The organism is Bradyrhizobium hipponense (assembly GCF_008123965.1).
In the GTDB taxonomy this organism is placed as follows: Bacteria; Pseudomonadota; Alphaproteobacteria; order Rhizobiales; family Xanthobacteraceae; genus Bradyrhizobium; species Bradyrhizobium hipponense.
In genome coordinates this window covers 1-15,517 of record NZ_VSTH01000087.1, presented here as the reverse complement: position 1 = coordinate 15,517, position 15,517 = coordinate 1, and the positions used below count along the sequence as shown (strand labels likewise).

11 protein-coding genes are annotated in these 15,517 nt (G+C 65.6%); 5 read left to right on the top strand and 6 right to left on the bottom strand.

Annotated elements, in window-relative coordinates; translation table 11 throughout:
• Nucleotides 1-18 precede the first annotated feature (18 nt).
• From FXV83_RS25085 to FXV83_RS25065, 4 genes are all read right to left on the bottom strand, one after another.
• On the bottom strand, nt 19-2,235 hold the full coding sequence (locus tag FXV83_RS25085; protein WP_148742216.1) for an FAD-dependent oxidoreductase: 2,217 nt from the start codon (nt 2,233-2,235) through the stop codon (nt 19-21).
• Nucleotides 2,236-2,383: 148 nt separating this feature from the next.
• The gene (locus tag FXV83_RS25075; protein ID WP_148742214.1) at nt 2,384-3,592 is read right to left on the bottom strand and encodes an acetyl-CoA C-acetyltransferase; all 1,209 of its coding nucleotides are present in this window, start codon (nt 3,590-3,592) and stop codon (nt 2,384-2,386) included.
• Between the two features lie 60 nt (nt 3,593-3,652).
• A complete protein-coding gene (locus FXV83_RS25070; RefSeq protein WP_148742212.1) occupies nt 3,653-5,443 on the bottom strand; it encodes an acyl-CoA dehydrogenase C-terminal domain-containing protein in 1,791 nt (596 codons plus the stop codon).
• A 39-nt stretch (nt 5,444-5,482) separates the two neighbouring features.
• Nucleotides 5,483-5,878, bottom strand: coding sequence for a nuclear transport factor 2-like protein (locus FXV83_RS25065; RefSeq protein WP_148742210.1), 396 nt, complete (start codon nt 5,876-5,878; stop codon nt 5,483-5,485).
• A 200-nt stretch (nt 5,879-6,078) separates the two neighbouring features.
• Here FXV83_RS25065 and FXV83_RS25060 point away from each other — a divergent pair, with 200 nt between their 5' ends.
• The 4 genes from FXV83_RS25060 to FXV83_RS25040 all read left to right on the top strand — a co-directional run bounded on the left by FXV83_RS25060 (nt 6,079) and on the right by FXV83_RS25040 (nt 12,469).
• Complete coding sequence (locus FXV83_RS25060) at nt 6,079-6,669, top strand: PadR family transcriptional regulator (RefSeq protein WP_148742208.1); 591 nt, start codon at nt 6,079-6,081, stop codon at nt 6,667-6,669.
• 362 nt (nt 6,670-7,031) lie between these two features.
• Nucleotides 7,032-10,439: a tetratricopeptide repeat protein gene (locus tag FXV83_RS25055; protein WP_187436139.1), complete on the top strand. Its 3,408-nt coding sequence runs from the start codon at nt 7,032-7,034 to the stop codon at nt 10,437-10,439.
• 345 nt (nt 10,440-10,784) lie between these two features.
• Nucleotides 10,785-11,702 (top strand): sulfite exporter TauE/SafE family protein, encoded by a 918-nt coding sequence (locus FXV83_RS25045; protein ID WP_148742204.1) that lies wholly within the window; start codon nt 10,785-10,787, stop codon nt 11,700-11,702.
• Complete coding sequence (locus tag FXV83_RS25040) at nt 11,699-12,469, top strand: TIGR02186 family protein (protein WP_148742202.1); 771 nt, start codon at nt 11,699-11,701, stop codon at nt 12,467-12,469. The genes FXV83_RS25045 and FXV83_RS25040 overlap by 4 nt, the downstream gene beginning before the upstream one ends.
• 237 nt (nt 12,470-12,706) lie before the next feature.
• On the opposite strand, the gene FXV83_RS25035 is transcribed toward FXV83_RS25040, so the two are convergent.
• Together FXV83_RS25035 and FXV83_RS25030 are read right to left on the bottom strand one after the other, a co-directional pair.
• The gene (locus FXV83_RS25035; RefSeq protein ID WP_148742200.1) at nt 12,707-13,480 is read right to left on the bottom strand and encodes an MBL fold metallo-hydrolase; all 774 of its coding nucleotides are present in this window, start codon (nt 13,478-13,480) and stop codon (nt 12,707-12,709) included.
• 12 nt (nt 13,481-13,492) lie between these two features.
• Entirely contained in the window at nt 13,493-14,407 is a 915-nt protein-coding gene (locus FXV83_RS25030; protein WP_148742199.1) for a DMT family transporter, read from the bottom strand.
• Between the two features lie 98 nt (nt 14,408-14,505).
• Here FXV83_RS25030 and FXV83_RS25025 point away from each other — a divergent pair, with 98 nt between their 5' ends.
• A complete protein-coding gene (locus tag FXV83_RS25025; RefSeq protein WP_148742197.1) occupies nt 14,506-15,369 on the top strand; it encodes a LysR substrate-binding domain-containing protein in 864 nt (287 codons plus the stop codon).
• Nucleotides 15,370-15,517: the final 148 nt, after the last annotated feature.

Sequence of the window (15,517 nt, the reverse complement as noted above, 5' to 3'; positions counted from 1 at the left end):
CTAGACGATCTCAAACGATCAGGCAGCAGCGGCCTTCTTCGGCGCGAAGCGGCCGTAGAAGGTTTCTCCCTTCGCCGCCATCTCTTCCAGCAACTTTGGCGGGGTGAAGCGCGAGCCGTACTTCGCCTCGAGCTTATGGCAGAGCTCGACGAATTTCTTAGGTCCCATGAAGTCGATGTAGGACAGCGTGCCGCCGGTGAACGGCGCAAACCCGAAGCCGAGGATCGAGCCGACATCCGCCTCGCGCGGATCGACGATGACGTGGTCCTCCACCGTGCGTGCGGCTTCCACCGCCTGCACCACCAGGAAGCGCTGCTTCAGCTCCTCGACGTCGAGCGTGTCGGGATCAAGCTGCTTCGGCTGCAGCGCTGATAGCCCCGGCCACAGGCTCTTCTGGCCCTTGCCCTTCTCGGGATAGTCGTAGAAGCCCTTGCTGTTCTTGCGGCCAAGTCGGCCCTGCTTCTCGACCATCTCCACCATCAGCTTTTTCTGATCGGGATTGATGGCGTTGGGGCCGAGATCGGCCTCGGTCGCCTTCATGATCTTGAGGCCGAGATCGAGCGCGACCTCATCCGACAGCGAGAGCGGGCCGACCGGCATGCCGGCCATCTTGGCGCAGTTCTCGATCATCGCCGGCGGCACGCCTTCCAAGAACATCTCGTTGCCTTCGGCGACGTAGCGGCCGACGCAGCGGTTGGCGAAGAAGCCGCGAGAGTCGTTGACGACGATCGGCGTCTTGCCGATCTGCCGGACGTAGTCGAGTGCGGTCGCGAGCGCGAGATCGCTGGTGTTCTTGCCAAGAATGATCTCGACCAGCATCATCTTCTCGACCGGCGAGAAGAAGTGGATGCCAACGAACTTGCCCTGGTCCTTGAAGGCTTCCGCAAGCGACGTGATCGGCAGCGTCGACGTGTTCGACGCGAACACCACGTCAGGCTTTAGGTATTCCTGCGCCTTGGCAAAGGTCTCCGCCTTGACCTTGCGATCCTCGAACACCGCCTCGATGACGAGGTCGACATCGCCGAGCGCGGCATAGTCCGCAGTCGGCGTGATGCGCGCGAGCAGCGCTTCAGCGTCAGCGGGCTTGGCGCGCCCCTTCTTGATCTGCTCCTCGATCACCTTCTGCGCATGCGCCTTGCCTTTGTCGGCGCTCTCCTGGTCGCGGTCGATCAGGACGACGTCGAGACCGGCACGGGCCGAGACGTAGCCGACGCTCGCGCCCATGAAGCCGGCGCCGATCACGGCGATTTTCTTCACCTTGGTCGGCGGCACATCCTTCGGACGGCGCGCACCCTTGTTCAGCTCCTGCATCGACAGGAACAGGCTGCGGATCATCGCAGCCGCTTCCTTCGAGCGCAGCACCGAGGTGAAGTAGCGCGACTCCACCCGGAGCGCCGCGTCGATCGGCAACTGCAGGCCCTCGTAGACGCAGCTCATGATCGCGCGCGCGGCCGGATAGTTGTCGTAGGTCTCACGGCGATAGATCGCGTTGCCGGCGGGAAACATCATCATGCCGGCCTTGGAGAACACTGGACCGCCGGGCAGCTTGAAGCCCTTCTCGTCCCAGGGCGCGACCGCCTTGCCGCCGCCCTTGATCCAGTCCTTGGCCGCCTTGACAAGGTCGGCCACTGGCACGATGGCGTGAATCAGATTGAGCTGCTTGGCCTTCTCGATCGTGACCGGATCGCCCTTGAGCAAAATGGTCATCGCGTCCTGCGGCGGCACCAGACGTGGCACGCGCTGCGTGCCGCCCGCGCCCGGGAACAGCCCGACCTTGACCTCGGGCAGGCCGAGGCGCGTCTTGGGATTTTCGGCCGCCACCCGATAGTGGCAGCACAGGGTGATCTCAAAACCGCCGCCGAGCGCGAGACCGTTGATCGCCGCAGCCCACGGCTTGCCGGAGGTCTCGATCGAGCGCAGCACCTGCGAGAAGCGGCGGCTTTGCTCGAACAGCATCTGGTTCGCCGCTGTCTCGCCCTGCTCCTTGAGGACCTTCGCATAAGCCTGGTTCATGCCCTCGAGCATGGACAGATCAGCACCGGCGCAGAAGGCGTCCTTGGCGGAGGTGATGACGACGCCCTTGACCGCAGCGTCAGCCGTGGTCGCCTTGACGATCGCATCGAGCTCGTTGGTCGAGGTGTCGTCGAGCACGTTCATCGAACGTCCCGGGATGTCCCAGGTCACGAGCGCGATGCCATCGGCGTCGGTCTCAACCTTGAAGTTCTTGTAAGCCATGTGGTGCTCCCTGGTGCCGGCAGCCGATCTCAGGCGCGGCGGTTGACTTTGATCCGGTAGGGTGGGCAAAGGCGCTCTTGCGCCGTGCCCACCATCATTTGCTGGGACGTCAACGGTGGGCACGCTTCGCTTTGCCCACCCTACGCAGTTACACCCGCTCGATGATGGTCGCGGTGCCCATGCCACCGCCGATGCACAAGGTCACCAGCGCGGTCGACTTGTTGGTGCGTTCCAGTTCGTCGAGCACGGTGCCGAGGATCATCGCGCCGGTGGCCCCGAGCGGATGGCCGAGCGCGATCGCGCCGCCATTGACGTTGATCTTGGCGTTGTCGATGTCGAAGGCCTGGATGTAGCGCAGCACGACGGAAGCGAAGGCCTCGTTGAGCTCGAACAGGTCGATGTCCGACGTCTTCATGCCGGAGCGTGCGAACAGCTTTTCGGTGACGTCGACCGGTCCGGTCAGCATCATCGCAGGCTCCGAGCCGATGTTTGCGAACGCGCGGATCTTTGCACGCGGCTTGAGGCCGTACTTGCTGGCGGCTTCCTTGCTGCCGAGCAGCACGGCGCCGGCGCCGTCGACGATGCCCGAGGAGTTGCCGGCGTGGTGCACGTAATTGACGCGCTCGATCTCCGGATGCGACTGCACGGCGACGCCATCGAAACCGCCCATCTGCGCCATCATCGTGAAGGCGGGCTGGAGCTGCGCCAGCGACTGCATCGTCGTCGACGGACGCATGTGCTCGTCCTTGGCGAGGATGGTGAGGCCGTTGATGTCCTTGACCGGCACCACCGATTTGTCGAATCGCCCCTCGTCCCAGGCCTTGGCTGCGCGCTGCTGGCTCTGCACTGCATAAGCATCGACGTCGTCGCGGGAGAAGCCGTATTTGGTGGCGATCAAATCGGCCGAGACGCCCTGCGGCATGAAGTAGGCCGGCACCGCCATCGACGGATCCATCGGCCAGGCGCCGCCGGAGGCGCCGATGCCGACGCGGCTCATGGATTCGGCGCCGCCTCCGATCACCAGCTCGTGCTGCCCGCTCATGATCTGGGCGGCGGCGAAATTCACGGCATCGAGGCCGGAGGCGCAGAACCGGCTGATTTGCACGCCCGGCACCGCCTCGCCGAGACCTGCCTTGAGCGCCGCGAAGCGCGCGATGTCGGAGCCGGCTTCACCGACGGGATCGACCACGCCGAGAATGACATCGTCGACGCAATCTTCCGGCAGGTTGTTGCGATCCTTCAGCGCCTTCAGCGGCACCGTGGCGAGCGCGAGTGCGGTCACTTCGTGCAGCGCGCCGTCGGCCTTGCCGCGGCCGCGCGGGGTGCGGACGTGATCGTAGATGAATGCCTCAGGCATGACGCCCTCCTGATGTGATGATCTTGATCTGGTCGTGGACGGGTGGCGGCGGGAGCAGCTTCAGAAAGCTTCCGCCGGCAATTCCATGATGGTGGCGCATCCGGCCTGGATGCGCGCGAGATTGGCCGCGGTCTCCGGCAGCATCCGCTCCATGAAGAAGCGACCGGTGACAAGTTTTGTCGACAGATAGGGCGTGGCGCCGCTTTCGGCAATCTTGGTCTGGGTGACCTTCGCCATGCGCGCCCACATGTAGCCGAGCGTGACGAAACCGAACAGATGCAGGTAATCGGTTGCGGCGGCGCCAGCATTGTCCGGCTTCATCATCGCATTCTGCATCAGCCAGGTGGTGGCCTGCTGGAGATGGCCGAGCGACGTCGAGAGCGGGGCAACGAAAGGCTTCATCGCCTCGTCGCCGCCGTTCTCCTTGGCAAAGCCCATGACCTCGCCGAAGAACGCCATGATGGCGCGGCCGCCGTCGCGCGGCAGCTTGCGGCCGACGAGGTCGAGCGCCTGGATGCCGTTGGCGCCTTCATAGATCATGGCGATGCGGGCATCGCGCACGAACTGCTCCATGCCCTGCTCGGCGATGTAGCCGTGGCCGCCATACATCTGCTGCGCCTGCACCGCGTTGGCAAAGCCGTAATCGGTGAGGAAGCCTTTCAGCACCGGCGTCATCAGGCCCATATGATCGTCGGCAGCCTGACGGTCCTTGGGATCCTCGGAGCGGTGGGCGACATCGCTCTTCAGCGCGGTCCACATCACGAACGCGCGCGCGGCCTCGTTGAAGGAACGGATCGAAAGCAGCGTGCGGCGCACGTCGGGATGCACGATGATCGGGTCGGCTTGTTTGTCCGGCGCCTTGGTGCCGGTGAGCGAACGGCCCTGGATGCGCTCGCGCGCGTAGGCGACCGCGTTCTGATAGGCGACTTCGGACTGGGCGAGACCTTGGACTGCGACGCCGAGGCGGGCCTCGTTCATCATCACGAACATGCCCTGCATGCCCTTGTTCTCTTCGCCGATCAGCCAGCCGGTGGCGCTGTCGTAGTTCATCACGCAGGTGGAATTGCCGTGGATGCCCATCTTGTGCTCGATCGAGCCACACACCACGCCGTTGCGGGCGCCGATCGAACCGTCGGCGTTGACCAGGAATTTCGGCACCACGAACAGCGAGACGCCCTTGATGCCGGCGGGCGCGCCCTCGATGCGGGCGAGCACGAGGTGGATGATGTTGGGCGCGAGGTCATGCTCGCCGGCCGAGATGAAGATCTTGGTGCCCGTGATCTTGAAGCTGCCGTCGGCCTGGCGCACCGCCTTGGTGCGGAGCATGCCGAGATCGGTGCCGCAATGCGGCTCGGTCAGGTTCATGGTGCCGGTCCATTCGCCGGCCACCATCTTCGGCACGTAGGCCTGCTTCTGTTCGGGCGTGCCGTGCACGAGAAGTGCCGCGGTCGCGCCCATGGTGAGGCCGCCATACATCGAGAACGCCATGTTGGCGGAGATCTGGAATTCGTTGACCGCCTGGCTCAGCGTCACCGGCAGGCCCTGCCCGCCGAATTCGGTCGGCGCCGACAGTCCGAGCCAGCCGCCTTCGGCGACCTGCTTGAAAGCCTCCTTGAAGCCTTTCGGCGTGGTGACGCTGCCGTCATCGGCACGCTTGCAGCCTTCGAGATCGCCGACGCGATTGAGCGGCTGGAGCACCTCTTCGGCGAGCTTTGCGGCTTCGCCCAAAATCGCCTCGCGCACGTCGCTGGAGGCATCGCTGAAGCCGGGCAGATTGTCGTAGCGGTCGATCTGGAAGACGTCGTTGAGCAGGAAGTTCATGTCTTCGACGGGGGCTTTATAGATCGGCATGGCGTTCTCCCGGCATGGGCCTTGAAGTAGTGGAAGCTACTACGATTCTGCGGCGAGTTGCTCCGCCATCAAGCGATGCAGCATGTTGATGGCTTTGAGCGGACGCACCATCACCTTGAAATGCGTGATGCGGCCGTCAGTGTCGAAGGTGATGATGTCGACGCCGTTGATCTCGATACCGTCGATCATGGTCTTGAATTCGAGCACAGCGCCGCTCTCACTCCTCCACTCACCGACATAGGTGAAGCCGGGGCCACCGAGCACCTTCTCGGCGCTCGACAGATATTTAAAGGTGATGTCGCGGCCGCGCTGCGGCGAGTGCACGACGGGACTTTCGAAGACGGCGTCGGGATGCAGCAGGTCCCAGAGCGCAGCGCAGGCTTCAGTGCGGGCTTGGGACTTCATGTAGCCGTACCAGGAATCGAGGCCGGTCATTCTCAGGTGCCTCCCTAAAGGCCTGGACAAAAAGACGCGAAAACAACCCCATGCACAGTAGCGAAAAGGTTGATTTCGCTGGATCTTCGGGACGGGTCTTTGGCCCGCCTCTAAGCCGGTTTATATGCACATTGACGCATATGCGCCGATACGCATAAAGTCAAGCCGATTGTTAACATCCAAGACGAGAGGCCGATGCCATGGCGCTGGGCGACGCGATCCTCGCATGCCTGACCGAACGTCCGATGACGGGCTATGAGCTCGCCAAGACGTTCGACTCCTCGATCGGCTTCTTCTGGAAGGCCGACCACCAACAGATCTACCGCGAACTCTCCAAGCTGCGCGACCGGGGCTACATCCTGGGGCGCGAAGTCGTGCAATCAGGCAAACCCAATAAACTCGTCTATACGCTCACTCCCGAGGGCCGAACAGCGCTGCGGCACTGGGCCGCGCGGCCGAGCACGCCGCCCTCGATCAAGGACGACCTCCTGGTGCGGCTGCATGCGCTGGACAGCATCGACATCGAGCCGCTGCGCACCGACCTGATGGCTCGGCTCGAGCACCATCGGGACCGCCACGAGAACTACGAGCGCATCCTGAAGAAGCGCTTTCCGGAAGGAACGGCCTCAGGCGTGGTCGACCTTGGTAATTTGCTCCTGCTCCGCCTCGGCGCCCGGCACGAGCAGATGGTGGCGGACTTCTGCGAAGAGGCGCTCGAGGCGCTGTCGGCCATGAGCGCCACGGGCACGGTGGTGCCGCTCGAGGACGGCAAGCGCGAGGGGAAGAGTTGAGGCGTCGGCGGTGCTCGTCACCTCTCCCGCTTGCGGGAGAGGTCGCGCCGAAGGCGCGGGTGAGGGCTTTCTCCTCTGGGGGGTTCTCGATTGCAGAAGCACCCTCTCCCCAACCCTCCCCCGCAAGCGGGGGAGGGAGCGTACCGACCATGTGGCGAAAGCTCAAAGCCAAGCCCACCGAGCTCCCGCCGCCCAACTTTAAGACACCGTCAACGCGTTCCTTAACCCGTTATTTACCGTAACAGACAAAAGTCGGTTTTCGAGGCAGACGACCCGCGCCAAATTCGATTGTCTTGCAACCGGCACGCGTGGGGAGGCTGGAGGCGCCGGGTGGGGCGCCGGAGTCGGGACCGGACAGAGTCATGAATTCGCGCGTATCGTGGAGTGTTGACGGCATCGATCCATCCGTCCGGGAGCGGGCCGAAGCTGCTGCGCGTCGCGCCGGGATGTCGCTCAACGATTGGCTGAACTCCACGCTTGGCGAAGCCGCCCCGCCGAACTTTCGCGGACCTTACGAGCAGCGTCCGCAAGCAGCCCACGTCCCGAGCCAGGAAAGCCGCGAGGTCGCGGACATCCACCAGCGGCTCGACGCGATCACCCAGCAGATCGAACGGATTTCCAAGCCGGCGCCGCGCCAAGACTTTTCGCGCGAACAAGACTCTTCGCGCGAAAAAGAGGCCTCGCGCGAGCAGGGCGTTGCGCGGCAGCTGAACGATGCGATCTCGCGGCTCGATGCCCGGCTGTCGCAAATCGCAAAGCCGCAACAAGCCCCGCCGCCGCGGCAGGCGCCGGTTGAACCGCGCCAGCGCCAGGCCGATGCGGTCGAGCGCGCCGCCGCGCAGGTCTATCGCAACTCCCCCCCGCTGAGCCCGACTTCGTTCGACGTCGCGGTCGCCGAGATCACCGCGCGCCAGAGCGAGCTCGACGGCTTCGTGCCGCGGCAGATGCCGCCGCGCGCCGCGCCATCGATCGCACCCACCGCCACGCCCGTGCCGCCGATGGCGCCGCCTGCATCCGCCTACGCGCCACCGCCCCCGCCGCCGGGACCGGATTTCTCGTCGCTCGAACGGCACCTGCTCAAGATCACCAGCCAGATCGAGGCGCTGCAGCGCCCCGACAATTCCGAGCAGGCGATCAACGCCTTCCGCAGCGAGCTCGCGGAAATCCGCCACGCCATCACCGAGGCGATGCCGCGCCGCGCGATCGAATCGATCGAGAACGAGATCCGCTCGCTGCACCGTCGCATCGACGAAACCCGCTCCACCGGCACCGACGGCCAGGCACTGGCCGGCGTCGAGCGCGCGCTGTCCGAGATCAAGCAGGTGCTGCGCACGCTGACGCCAGCCGAGCAGCTCACCGGCTATGACGAGGCGATCCGCAATCTCGGCGCCAAGCTCGACTTGATCCTGCGCGCCAATGACGATCCCTCCACGGTACGGCAGCTCGAAGGCGCGATCTCGGCGCTGCGCGGCATCGTCTCCAACGTCGCCTCCAACGAGGCGCTGGCCCGGCTTTCCGACGACGTGCAGCTGCTGTCGTCCAAGGTCGACCAGATCACCCGCGCGTCCGGCCCCAGCGACAGTTTTGCCGTGCTCGAGCAGCGCATTGCGGCGCTCACCGCCGCACTGGAGACGCGCGAACGGCCGGCACCGTCCGAAAGCACCGAACATCTGGAAAGCGCCATCCGCGCGCTCTCGGACCGTTTCGACCGCATGCAGGTCGGCAGCGACTCGGCCTCGACCTTTGCGCATCTCGAACAGCGCGTCTCGTACCTGCTCGAGCGGATCGAAGCCGCCTCCGATCCGCGCAGCGGAAATCTGAGCCGCGTCGAAGACGGGCTGCACGACATCCTGCGGCACCTTGAGCGACAACAGGCGACCTATTCGGCGCTCGCCGAGAGCCGCAATTCGCCGCCGCCTGCCGATTCCGGCGTGGTCGATCTCGTCAAGCGCGAGCTCTCCGACATCCGCTTCAATCAGGCCGAGACCAACCGGAGCACCCAGGATTCGCTGGAGGCCGTGCACAACACGCTCGGCCACGTCGTCGATCGCCTCTCCATGATCGAGGGCGATCTACGCGCGGTGCGCACCGCGCCGCCGGCCCCTGCGCCGCAGCCAATGCCGATGCCGGCCGCTCCCTCCTTGCCGATCGAGCCCGCGCCGATGGCGCGCGAGCAGCGGCCGCCGCCACAGCAGCAGCCGAAATACGATCCCAAGCCCGAGCTGCCCAATCCCGCCGCCGCGCAAGCGGCGCAGGCCGCCTTCGTGGCTGCGCCGCGCGAATTCCATGCGGCCGCACCGCCGCCAATGCCGATGGCGCCGCCTGTTCCGCCACGCGCGATCAGCGAAATTCTCGAGCCGCATACGGCGCCCGCACGCGCCGCCATTGCGCCCGAGCTGCCGCCGGATCATCCGCTCGAGCCGGGCACACGGCCGGGCGGACGCGTTGCCACGCCGTCGGAGCGCATTGCCGCGTCCGAAAGTGCCATCAGCGAAATTCCTGTCGCGCCGAAAGAGCCGGTGTCGTCGTCGAGCTTCATCGCAGCCGCGCGCCGCGCTGCGCAAGCCGCAGCCGCGCAGCCCGAGAAGCCCGGCCGCGGCGCCAAGGCGGCGAGCGCCGGCCGCACCAAGGACAAAGGCCAGGGAGCCGGCTCGACCATCACCTCGAAGATCCGCTCGCTGCTGGTCGGCGCGAGCGTGGTCGTGATCGTGCTCGGCACCTTCAAGATGGCAATGAACCTCCTCGAAGGCGGCAGTGCGCCGCCGCCGCAAGCGATGGAGAATTCTAGCGAGCCTGCGCCGCAGGCCCCGCCGCCGGTCGAGAACAAGCCGGCCACGCCGGAGCAGGTCACGCCGTCAATGACCTCGCCGACGCCGATCGGCCGGCAATCCCAGAACAATGCTGCGCCGGCTCCCGCGAGCCCCAGTGGTACGGCTTCGGTCGAAATCCCGCCGCCTGCTGCTGTGGCACCGCCCTCGCCCGCGGCCAGCGATATCACCGGCGCGCTTTCGGGCACGAGCCGCGCGAAGCTCGGTCAGGTCCAGGTGCCGCCGGGCGAGAAGCTGCCTGACGGCATCGGCGGCCCGGTGCTGCGCGCCGCCGCGATGAAAGGCGATGCGGCCGCGGCCTACGAGCTCGGCGTGCGCTTTGCCGAGGGCAAGGGCACGCCAGCGAATTACGACGAAGCCGCCAAATGGTACGACCGCGCGGCGCAGGCCGGCGTGGTGCCCGCGACCTTCCGGCTCGGCACGCTGTACGAAAAGGGCCTCGGCGTGAAGAAAGACGCCGACATCGCCCGCCGCTACTACACGCAGGCGGCAGAGCGCGGCAACGCCAAGGCGATGCATAATCTCGCGGTGCTCGATGCCGACGGTGGCGGACGCGGCGCCAACTACAAAAGCGCGGCGCAGTGGTTCCGCAAGGCCGCCGACCGCGGCGTCGCCGACAGCCAATTCAACCTCGGCATCCTTTACGCCCGCGGCATCGGCGTGGAGCAGAACCTCGCCGAGTCCTACAAATGGTTCACCCTCGCGGCAGCCCAGGGCGACGCGGATGCGGCAGGCAAGCGCGACGATATCGCCAAGCGCCTCGACCCGCAGTCGCTCGCCGCCGCCAAGCTCGCGATCCAGACCTTCAGCGCCGAGCCGCAGCCCGACGACGCCGTCAATGTGACGGCGCCCGCCGGCGGCTGGGACAGCGCAGCACAGACGAGCGCAAAGCCCGCACCGAAGCCGGTCGCAACCAAGCGCTCGGCCTCGGCTGTGCATTAGAGTCTGACGCTTTAGATCGAACCAAGCCGGCCGCGGGCTCGGTGCACCTCTCCCGCTTGCGGGAGAGGTCGGCGCGCAGCGCCGGGTGAGGGCTTTATCCTCTTGGGGAGTCTCACTGCGGAGGCACCCTCTCCCCAGCCCTCCCCCGCAAGCGGGGGAGGGAGCGCACCTTTGTCCTGGCAGCTGTTGAACCCAATCTCATCACGCGGACCCGCCTCATTCACCACACCCGAAATTCCTGATCCCTCCCGTCAGCGAATTCGGCTATTGAGGGGCGCGGCAATCGTTCCGTCTTCCTGCGAGCATTCCGCGAAATCGATCCGTCTCGCCGGAGCGTGGTCCCCGATGCAGCTCTACCTCCCGATCGCCGATCTTCCGGTCAACGTGTTTCTCGTTCTGGCGATGGGCGCCGCGGTCGGCTTCGTCTCCGGCATGTTCGGAATCGGCGGCGGGTTTCTGATGACGCCGCTCCTGATCTTCATCGGCATCACGCCGGCCGTCGCGGTCGCCTCGGTCGCGAGCCACATTGCCGCCTCGTCCTTTTCCGGTGCGCTCTCCTATTGGCGGCGGCGCGCGATCGATCCGGCGCTTGCGAGCGTCTTGCTCTGCGGCGGCGTGACCGGCACCGCGCTCGGCGTGTGGACGTTTACGCAGCTTCGCGCACTCGGGCAGCTCGACCTGATGATCGCGCTGTCCTATGTCGTGCTGCTCAGCACGGTCGGCAGCGTGATGTTCTCCGAGGGCCTGCGCGCCCTGATGCGAACCCGGCGCGGTGCGGTGCCGCCGCGCCGTGCGCACAACTGGATCCACGGCCTGCCGCTGAAAATGCGCTTCAAGCGCTCGAAGATCTATCTGTCGGTGATTCCCGTGGTGATCGTCGGCATCGTGATCGGCTTCATCGGCGCCATCATGGGCATCGGCGGCGGCTTCATCCTGGTGCCGATCATGATCTACCTGCTGCGGGTGCCGACCTCGACCGTGATCGGGACCTCGATGATTCTCACGCTCGTCACCATGTTGTTCGCGACCTTGCTGCATGCCGTGACTAATCATCTGGTCGATGCGGTTCTGGCGCTGATCCTGATGATCGGCGGCGTCACCGGTGCGCAGTTCGGCGCACGCGCGGGCCAGAAGATCCGCGGCGAGCAGTTGCGGCTGCTGCTGGGCCTTTTGATCCTCTCGGTCGGCGTCCGCTTCGCCGTCGAGCTCGTGATCCGGCCCGAGGATCTCTTCACCATCCGCGAACTGGGGGTGAGCGGATGATTCGCGCACTTCTTGCTGTTGCTCTCACCCTGATGCTCGGCGGCGCAGCGCGCGCCGAACGGCTGATCGTCTCGGTTTCCAACCATCGCGTCACGGTGACGCCGAACTATTCCGGCGAGGAGCTGGTGCTGTTCGGCTCGGTCGAGAAGGACGCCTCGACGCCCGCAGACCGCACGACTTACGATCTGGTGGTGACCGTGATGGGTCCGCGTGCCGACATGGTGACGCGGCGCAAGGAGCACACGTTCGGCATCTGGATCAACACCGACTACCGGCAGTTCCTGCAGGTACCGAGTTATCTGGCGCTGTTCGCCAACCGCTCCTTCGAGGCGATCACCTCGCCCGAGATCGCACGGCGGCAGCAGATCGGGCTCAACAACGTGCTGTTGATGCAGCGCGTCAGCGGCGACTATGCCGACGTGGTGCCGAACGATGCGTTCCGCTCGGCCTTCATCCGCCTGCGCACCCAGCGCGGGCTCTATCGCGAGGACGCCGCCGCGGTGACGTTCCTGACGCCGACGCTGTTCCGCACCGGCATTCCGCTGCCCGCGGAGGTACCGATCGGGACCTATGAGGTCGAGATCAAGCTGTTTTCGAACGGCGCGTTCATCGGCAAGACCGACACCGCCTTCGAGATCGTCAAGGTCGGCTTCGAGCAATTCGTCGCGACAAACGCGCGGCAGAACGGCTTGGTCTACGGCCTCGTCACCGCAGCGATGGCGCTGATGACGGGGTGGATGGCGTCGATCGTGTTTCGGAAGGATTGACCACATACTCCGTCATTGCGAGCGCAGCGAAGCAATCCAGGCTGCCTCTGCGGCGACAGTCTGGATTGCTTCGTCGCAAGGGCTCCTCGCAATGACAGGTGTGGCAGCTACGGCGCCTCCACCACGCCGTCATGCCCGGGCTTGTCCCGGGCATCCACGTTCTTACACGCGGCGACGAAGACGTGGATGGCCGGGACAAGCCCGGCCATGACGAGGAGAGAGTGAACCAGATGGCGCTTACGGCGCCTCCACCACCGTCGGCACGCCCGGCTCCAGCAGCCGCAACCGCGTCCCGAAACCCAGCATGTCGAAGGTCTTGCGCAGATCCTCGCTGTTCTGTCGGAAATGCGCCCACCCCTCCGTGTGCACCGGCACGATCATCGCATCCGGGAAGGCGCGCGCGGTCTCGATCGTGTCGTTGGTATCCATGGTGAGGTGGAACGGCCCGCGCGTTTGCGCGGCGCCCGCGAACGGCATCACCACGCCGCATTTGAAGCGGCGCGCAACCTCGGCGACGCCGTCGAACCAGGTGGTGTCGCCGCTGATATAAAGTGGGCTGGTGTCTTTCCTGCTCGACGACACCACGAAGCCGATGACGTCACCCGACAGCGGCTCGATGCCGGCCGGACCGTGACGCGCAGGCGTCGCGGTGATGGTGAGTGAGTTGCCGTCGCGATCTTTCACATGCGCGGTGCCCCAGGGCGTCAGGCCCTCGACATGCCCGCCGAGGCGCTTTGCACCGGCCTCGGTGGTCAGCACGCGCTTTACATTCTTCAAGAACTCGCGGCCGGAATTGTCGAGATTGTCCGAATGCTGGTCGTGACTCAGCAGGACCGCATCGACCGGACCGATCGCGTCGGCTTTCAAGGCAGGTCCGATCGTCTTCTCCAGCTTCACATGCGGCAGCTGATAGGCGCCCGGAGAATCGAACGTCGGATCGGTGAGCAGGCGAAAGCCATCGATCTCGATCAGCGCGGTCGGGCCGCCGATCAGGGTGATGGAAATGGGCATGGTCAACTCCTCCTACGAAACGGGCTTCGCGGCAGGCCGCGTCACCAAATAAATGCCGAGCGCAACCGGGATGATGCCGAAGAGGTCGCGCGCCTCGACATGCTCGCCGAGCACCAGATACGCGAACAGCACGCCGAGCGGCGGCATCAGGAAATGATAGGCACTGGCGGCGGTGGCGCCACACACTTTCAGGAGATGAAACCAGAGCCAGTAGGCCATGATCGAGCCGCCCAGCACCAGGAACGCAAAGGCGCCGATCAGGCTCGGCGTGAAGTCAATCGCATGGACATCGGCGAAGGTGAGCGCGATCGGCGTCAGCACGATGCCGGCAGCGAGATTCTGCACGCCGTTGCCGATCCACAGGCTGCCCTTCGGCGCCAGCAGCTTGAACAGGATCGTGCCGGCGACGATGGAGGCGAGCGAGGCCAGCGTGAACATGATGCCGTGAAATGAGTCGGTGCCGACCGACAGCCGGTGCCAGACGATCGCCGTCACGCCGATGACGCCGAGCAGGAGGCCGCTCGCCTTGCGCCAGGTCATGCCTTCGCCGAGCAGGAGCGCGGCGAGGCCCGCCGTGAACACCGGATTTGCCGAGACGATCAGGCCGCCAAGACCGGCCGAGGCCGATTGCAGGCCGGTATAGCCAAGCCCGAGATAAAGCGCGTTGTTGGCGATACCGAGCACCGTGAAAATCGCGGCGTCGCGCCAGGACAGCGACCAACCGTCGCCGCGGATCAGCGTGGCGCTGACGATCAAAATGCCGGCGAGCGAGAAGCGCGCGGCGAGCAGGATCAGCGGCGGGCAATGGGTGACGCCAATCTTGCCGGCGACGAAGGCATAGCTCCAGAGCAGGCAGAACAGGCCGATAGCGAGCGGCAGCGTGTTGAAGCGGCTGCGGGGAACCGAAATCGAGGGGGCAAGCGACATGGAAGCATTCTCCTGAGCCCCCGATCTAGGGACTAGGCTTGTCATTTAGAAATTAAATGATTAACTGCTGATCAGTGGATTTTCGAATGGAGGCGGCTATGCTCGATCTCGAGCTGCTGCGCAGCTTCGTCTCGGTGGTCGATGCCGGCGGCTTCACCCGTGCCGGCGAGCGCGTCCACCGCACGCAATCGACCGTCAGCCAGCAGATCAAGCGGCTCGAGGAGGATGTCGGCCAGGTGCTGCTGCATCGTGACGGCAAGGATTTGCGCCCGACCGAAGCCGGCGAGCGGCTGCTGTCCTACGCGCGGCGGCTGTTGTCGCTCGCCGAGGAGGCGCGCGACGTGCTGCGCCAGCCGGACAGCGAAGGCGCGATCCGGCTCGGCATCCCCGAGGATTTCGCGGCATACCGGCTGGCAAAACTGCTGGCTGCGTTCTCGCGCTCGCATCCGGGCCTGCGGCTCGATGTGCGCGCCGACCAGAGCAAGAACCTGGCGCGCGATCTCGAACGCGGCGAGCTTGATCTTGCGCTCTTCAAGCGCGCGGCCGGCGGGAAGGACGCGATTGCGGTGTGGCCGGAGCGGGTGCACTGGGTCACCAGCAAGAGCCATCCGATTGACGCGGACGCCGCCTCCGTGCCGCTGATCGGATTCCCGCTCGGCTGCCTCTACCGCGCCGGCGCGATCCACGCGCTCGAAAGCGCCGGCCGGCCCTGGCACATGGCCTACACCTCATCGAGCCTCGCCGGCATCCAGGCCGCTGTTGCCGCCGGCATGGGCCTGAGCATCTTGTCGGAGATGGCGATCCAGTCCGATCACCGCGTGCTGACCGCCAAGGACGGCTTTGCGCCGATCAACAAGACCGAGGTCGCGTTGATGGCGTCGCCTGGCGCCAGCCCGGCGACGCTGCGGCTCGCGGATCGGCTCGCCGAGTTTTGCGATAACGTGCAGGCGAAGGCGGCGTAATGATACTGCGTAGGGTGGGTTAGCTCTGCGGCTGCGCGAAGCACAGTCCGCTGGCGTAACCCACCCCTGCTTGTCGCCGCGGAAGCAAAAGAGGTGGGTTACGCCGAGCAGATGCGCTTCGCGCATCTGCAGGGCTAATCTTACTGCG

Coding starts and splice junctions, on each gene's coding strand:
- FXV83_RS25085 (WP_148742216.1), bottom strand. CDS start 2,235: ATGGCTTACAAGAACTTCAAGGTTGAGACCGACGCCGATGGCATCGCG.
- FXV83_RS25075 (WP_148742214.1), bottom strand. CDS start 3,592: ATGCCTGAGGCATTCATCTACGATCACGTCCGCACCCCGCGCGGCCGC.
- FXV83_RS25070 (WP_148742212.1), bottom strand. CDS start 5,443: ATGCCGATCTATAAAGCCCCCGTCGAAGACATGAACTTCCTGCTCAAC.
- FXV83_RS25065 (WP_148742210.1), bottom strand. CDS start 5,878: ATGACCGGCCTCGATTCCTGGTACGGCTACATGAAGTCCCAAGCCCGC.
- FXV83_RS25060 (WP_148742208.1), top strand. CDS start 6,079: ATGGCGCTGGGCGACGCGATCCTCGCATGCCTGACCGAACGTCCGATG.
- FXV83_RS25055 (WP_187436139.1), top strand. CDS start 7,032: ATGAATTCGCGCGTATCGTGGAGTGTTGACGGCATCGATCCATCCGTC.
- FXV83_RS25045 (WP_148742204.1), top strand. CDS start 10,785: ATGCAGCTCTACCTCCCGATCGCCGATCTTCCGGTCAACGTGTTTCTC.
- FXV83_RS25040 (WP_148742202.1), top strand. CDS start 11,699: ATGATTCGCGCACTTCTTGCTGTTGCTCTCACCCTGATGCTCGGCGGC.
- FXV83_RS25035 (WP_148742200.1), bottom strand. CDS start 13,480: ATGCCCATTTCCATCACCCTGATCGGCGGCCCGACCGCGCTGATCGAG.
- FXV83_RS25030 (WP_148742199.1), bottom strand. CDS start 14,407: ATGTCGCTTGCCCCCTCGATTTCGGTTCCCCGCAGCCGCTTCAACACG.
- FXV83_RS25025 (WP_148742197.1), top strand. CDS start 14,506: ATGCTCGATCTCGAGCTGCTGCGCAGCTTCGTCTCGGTGGTCGATGCC.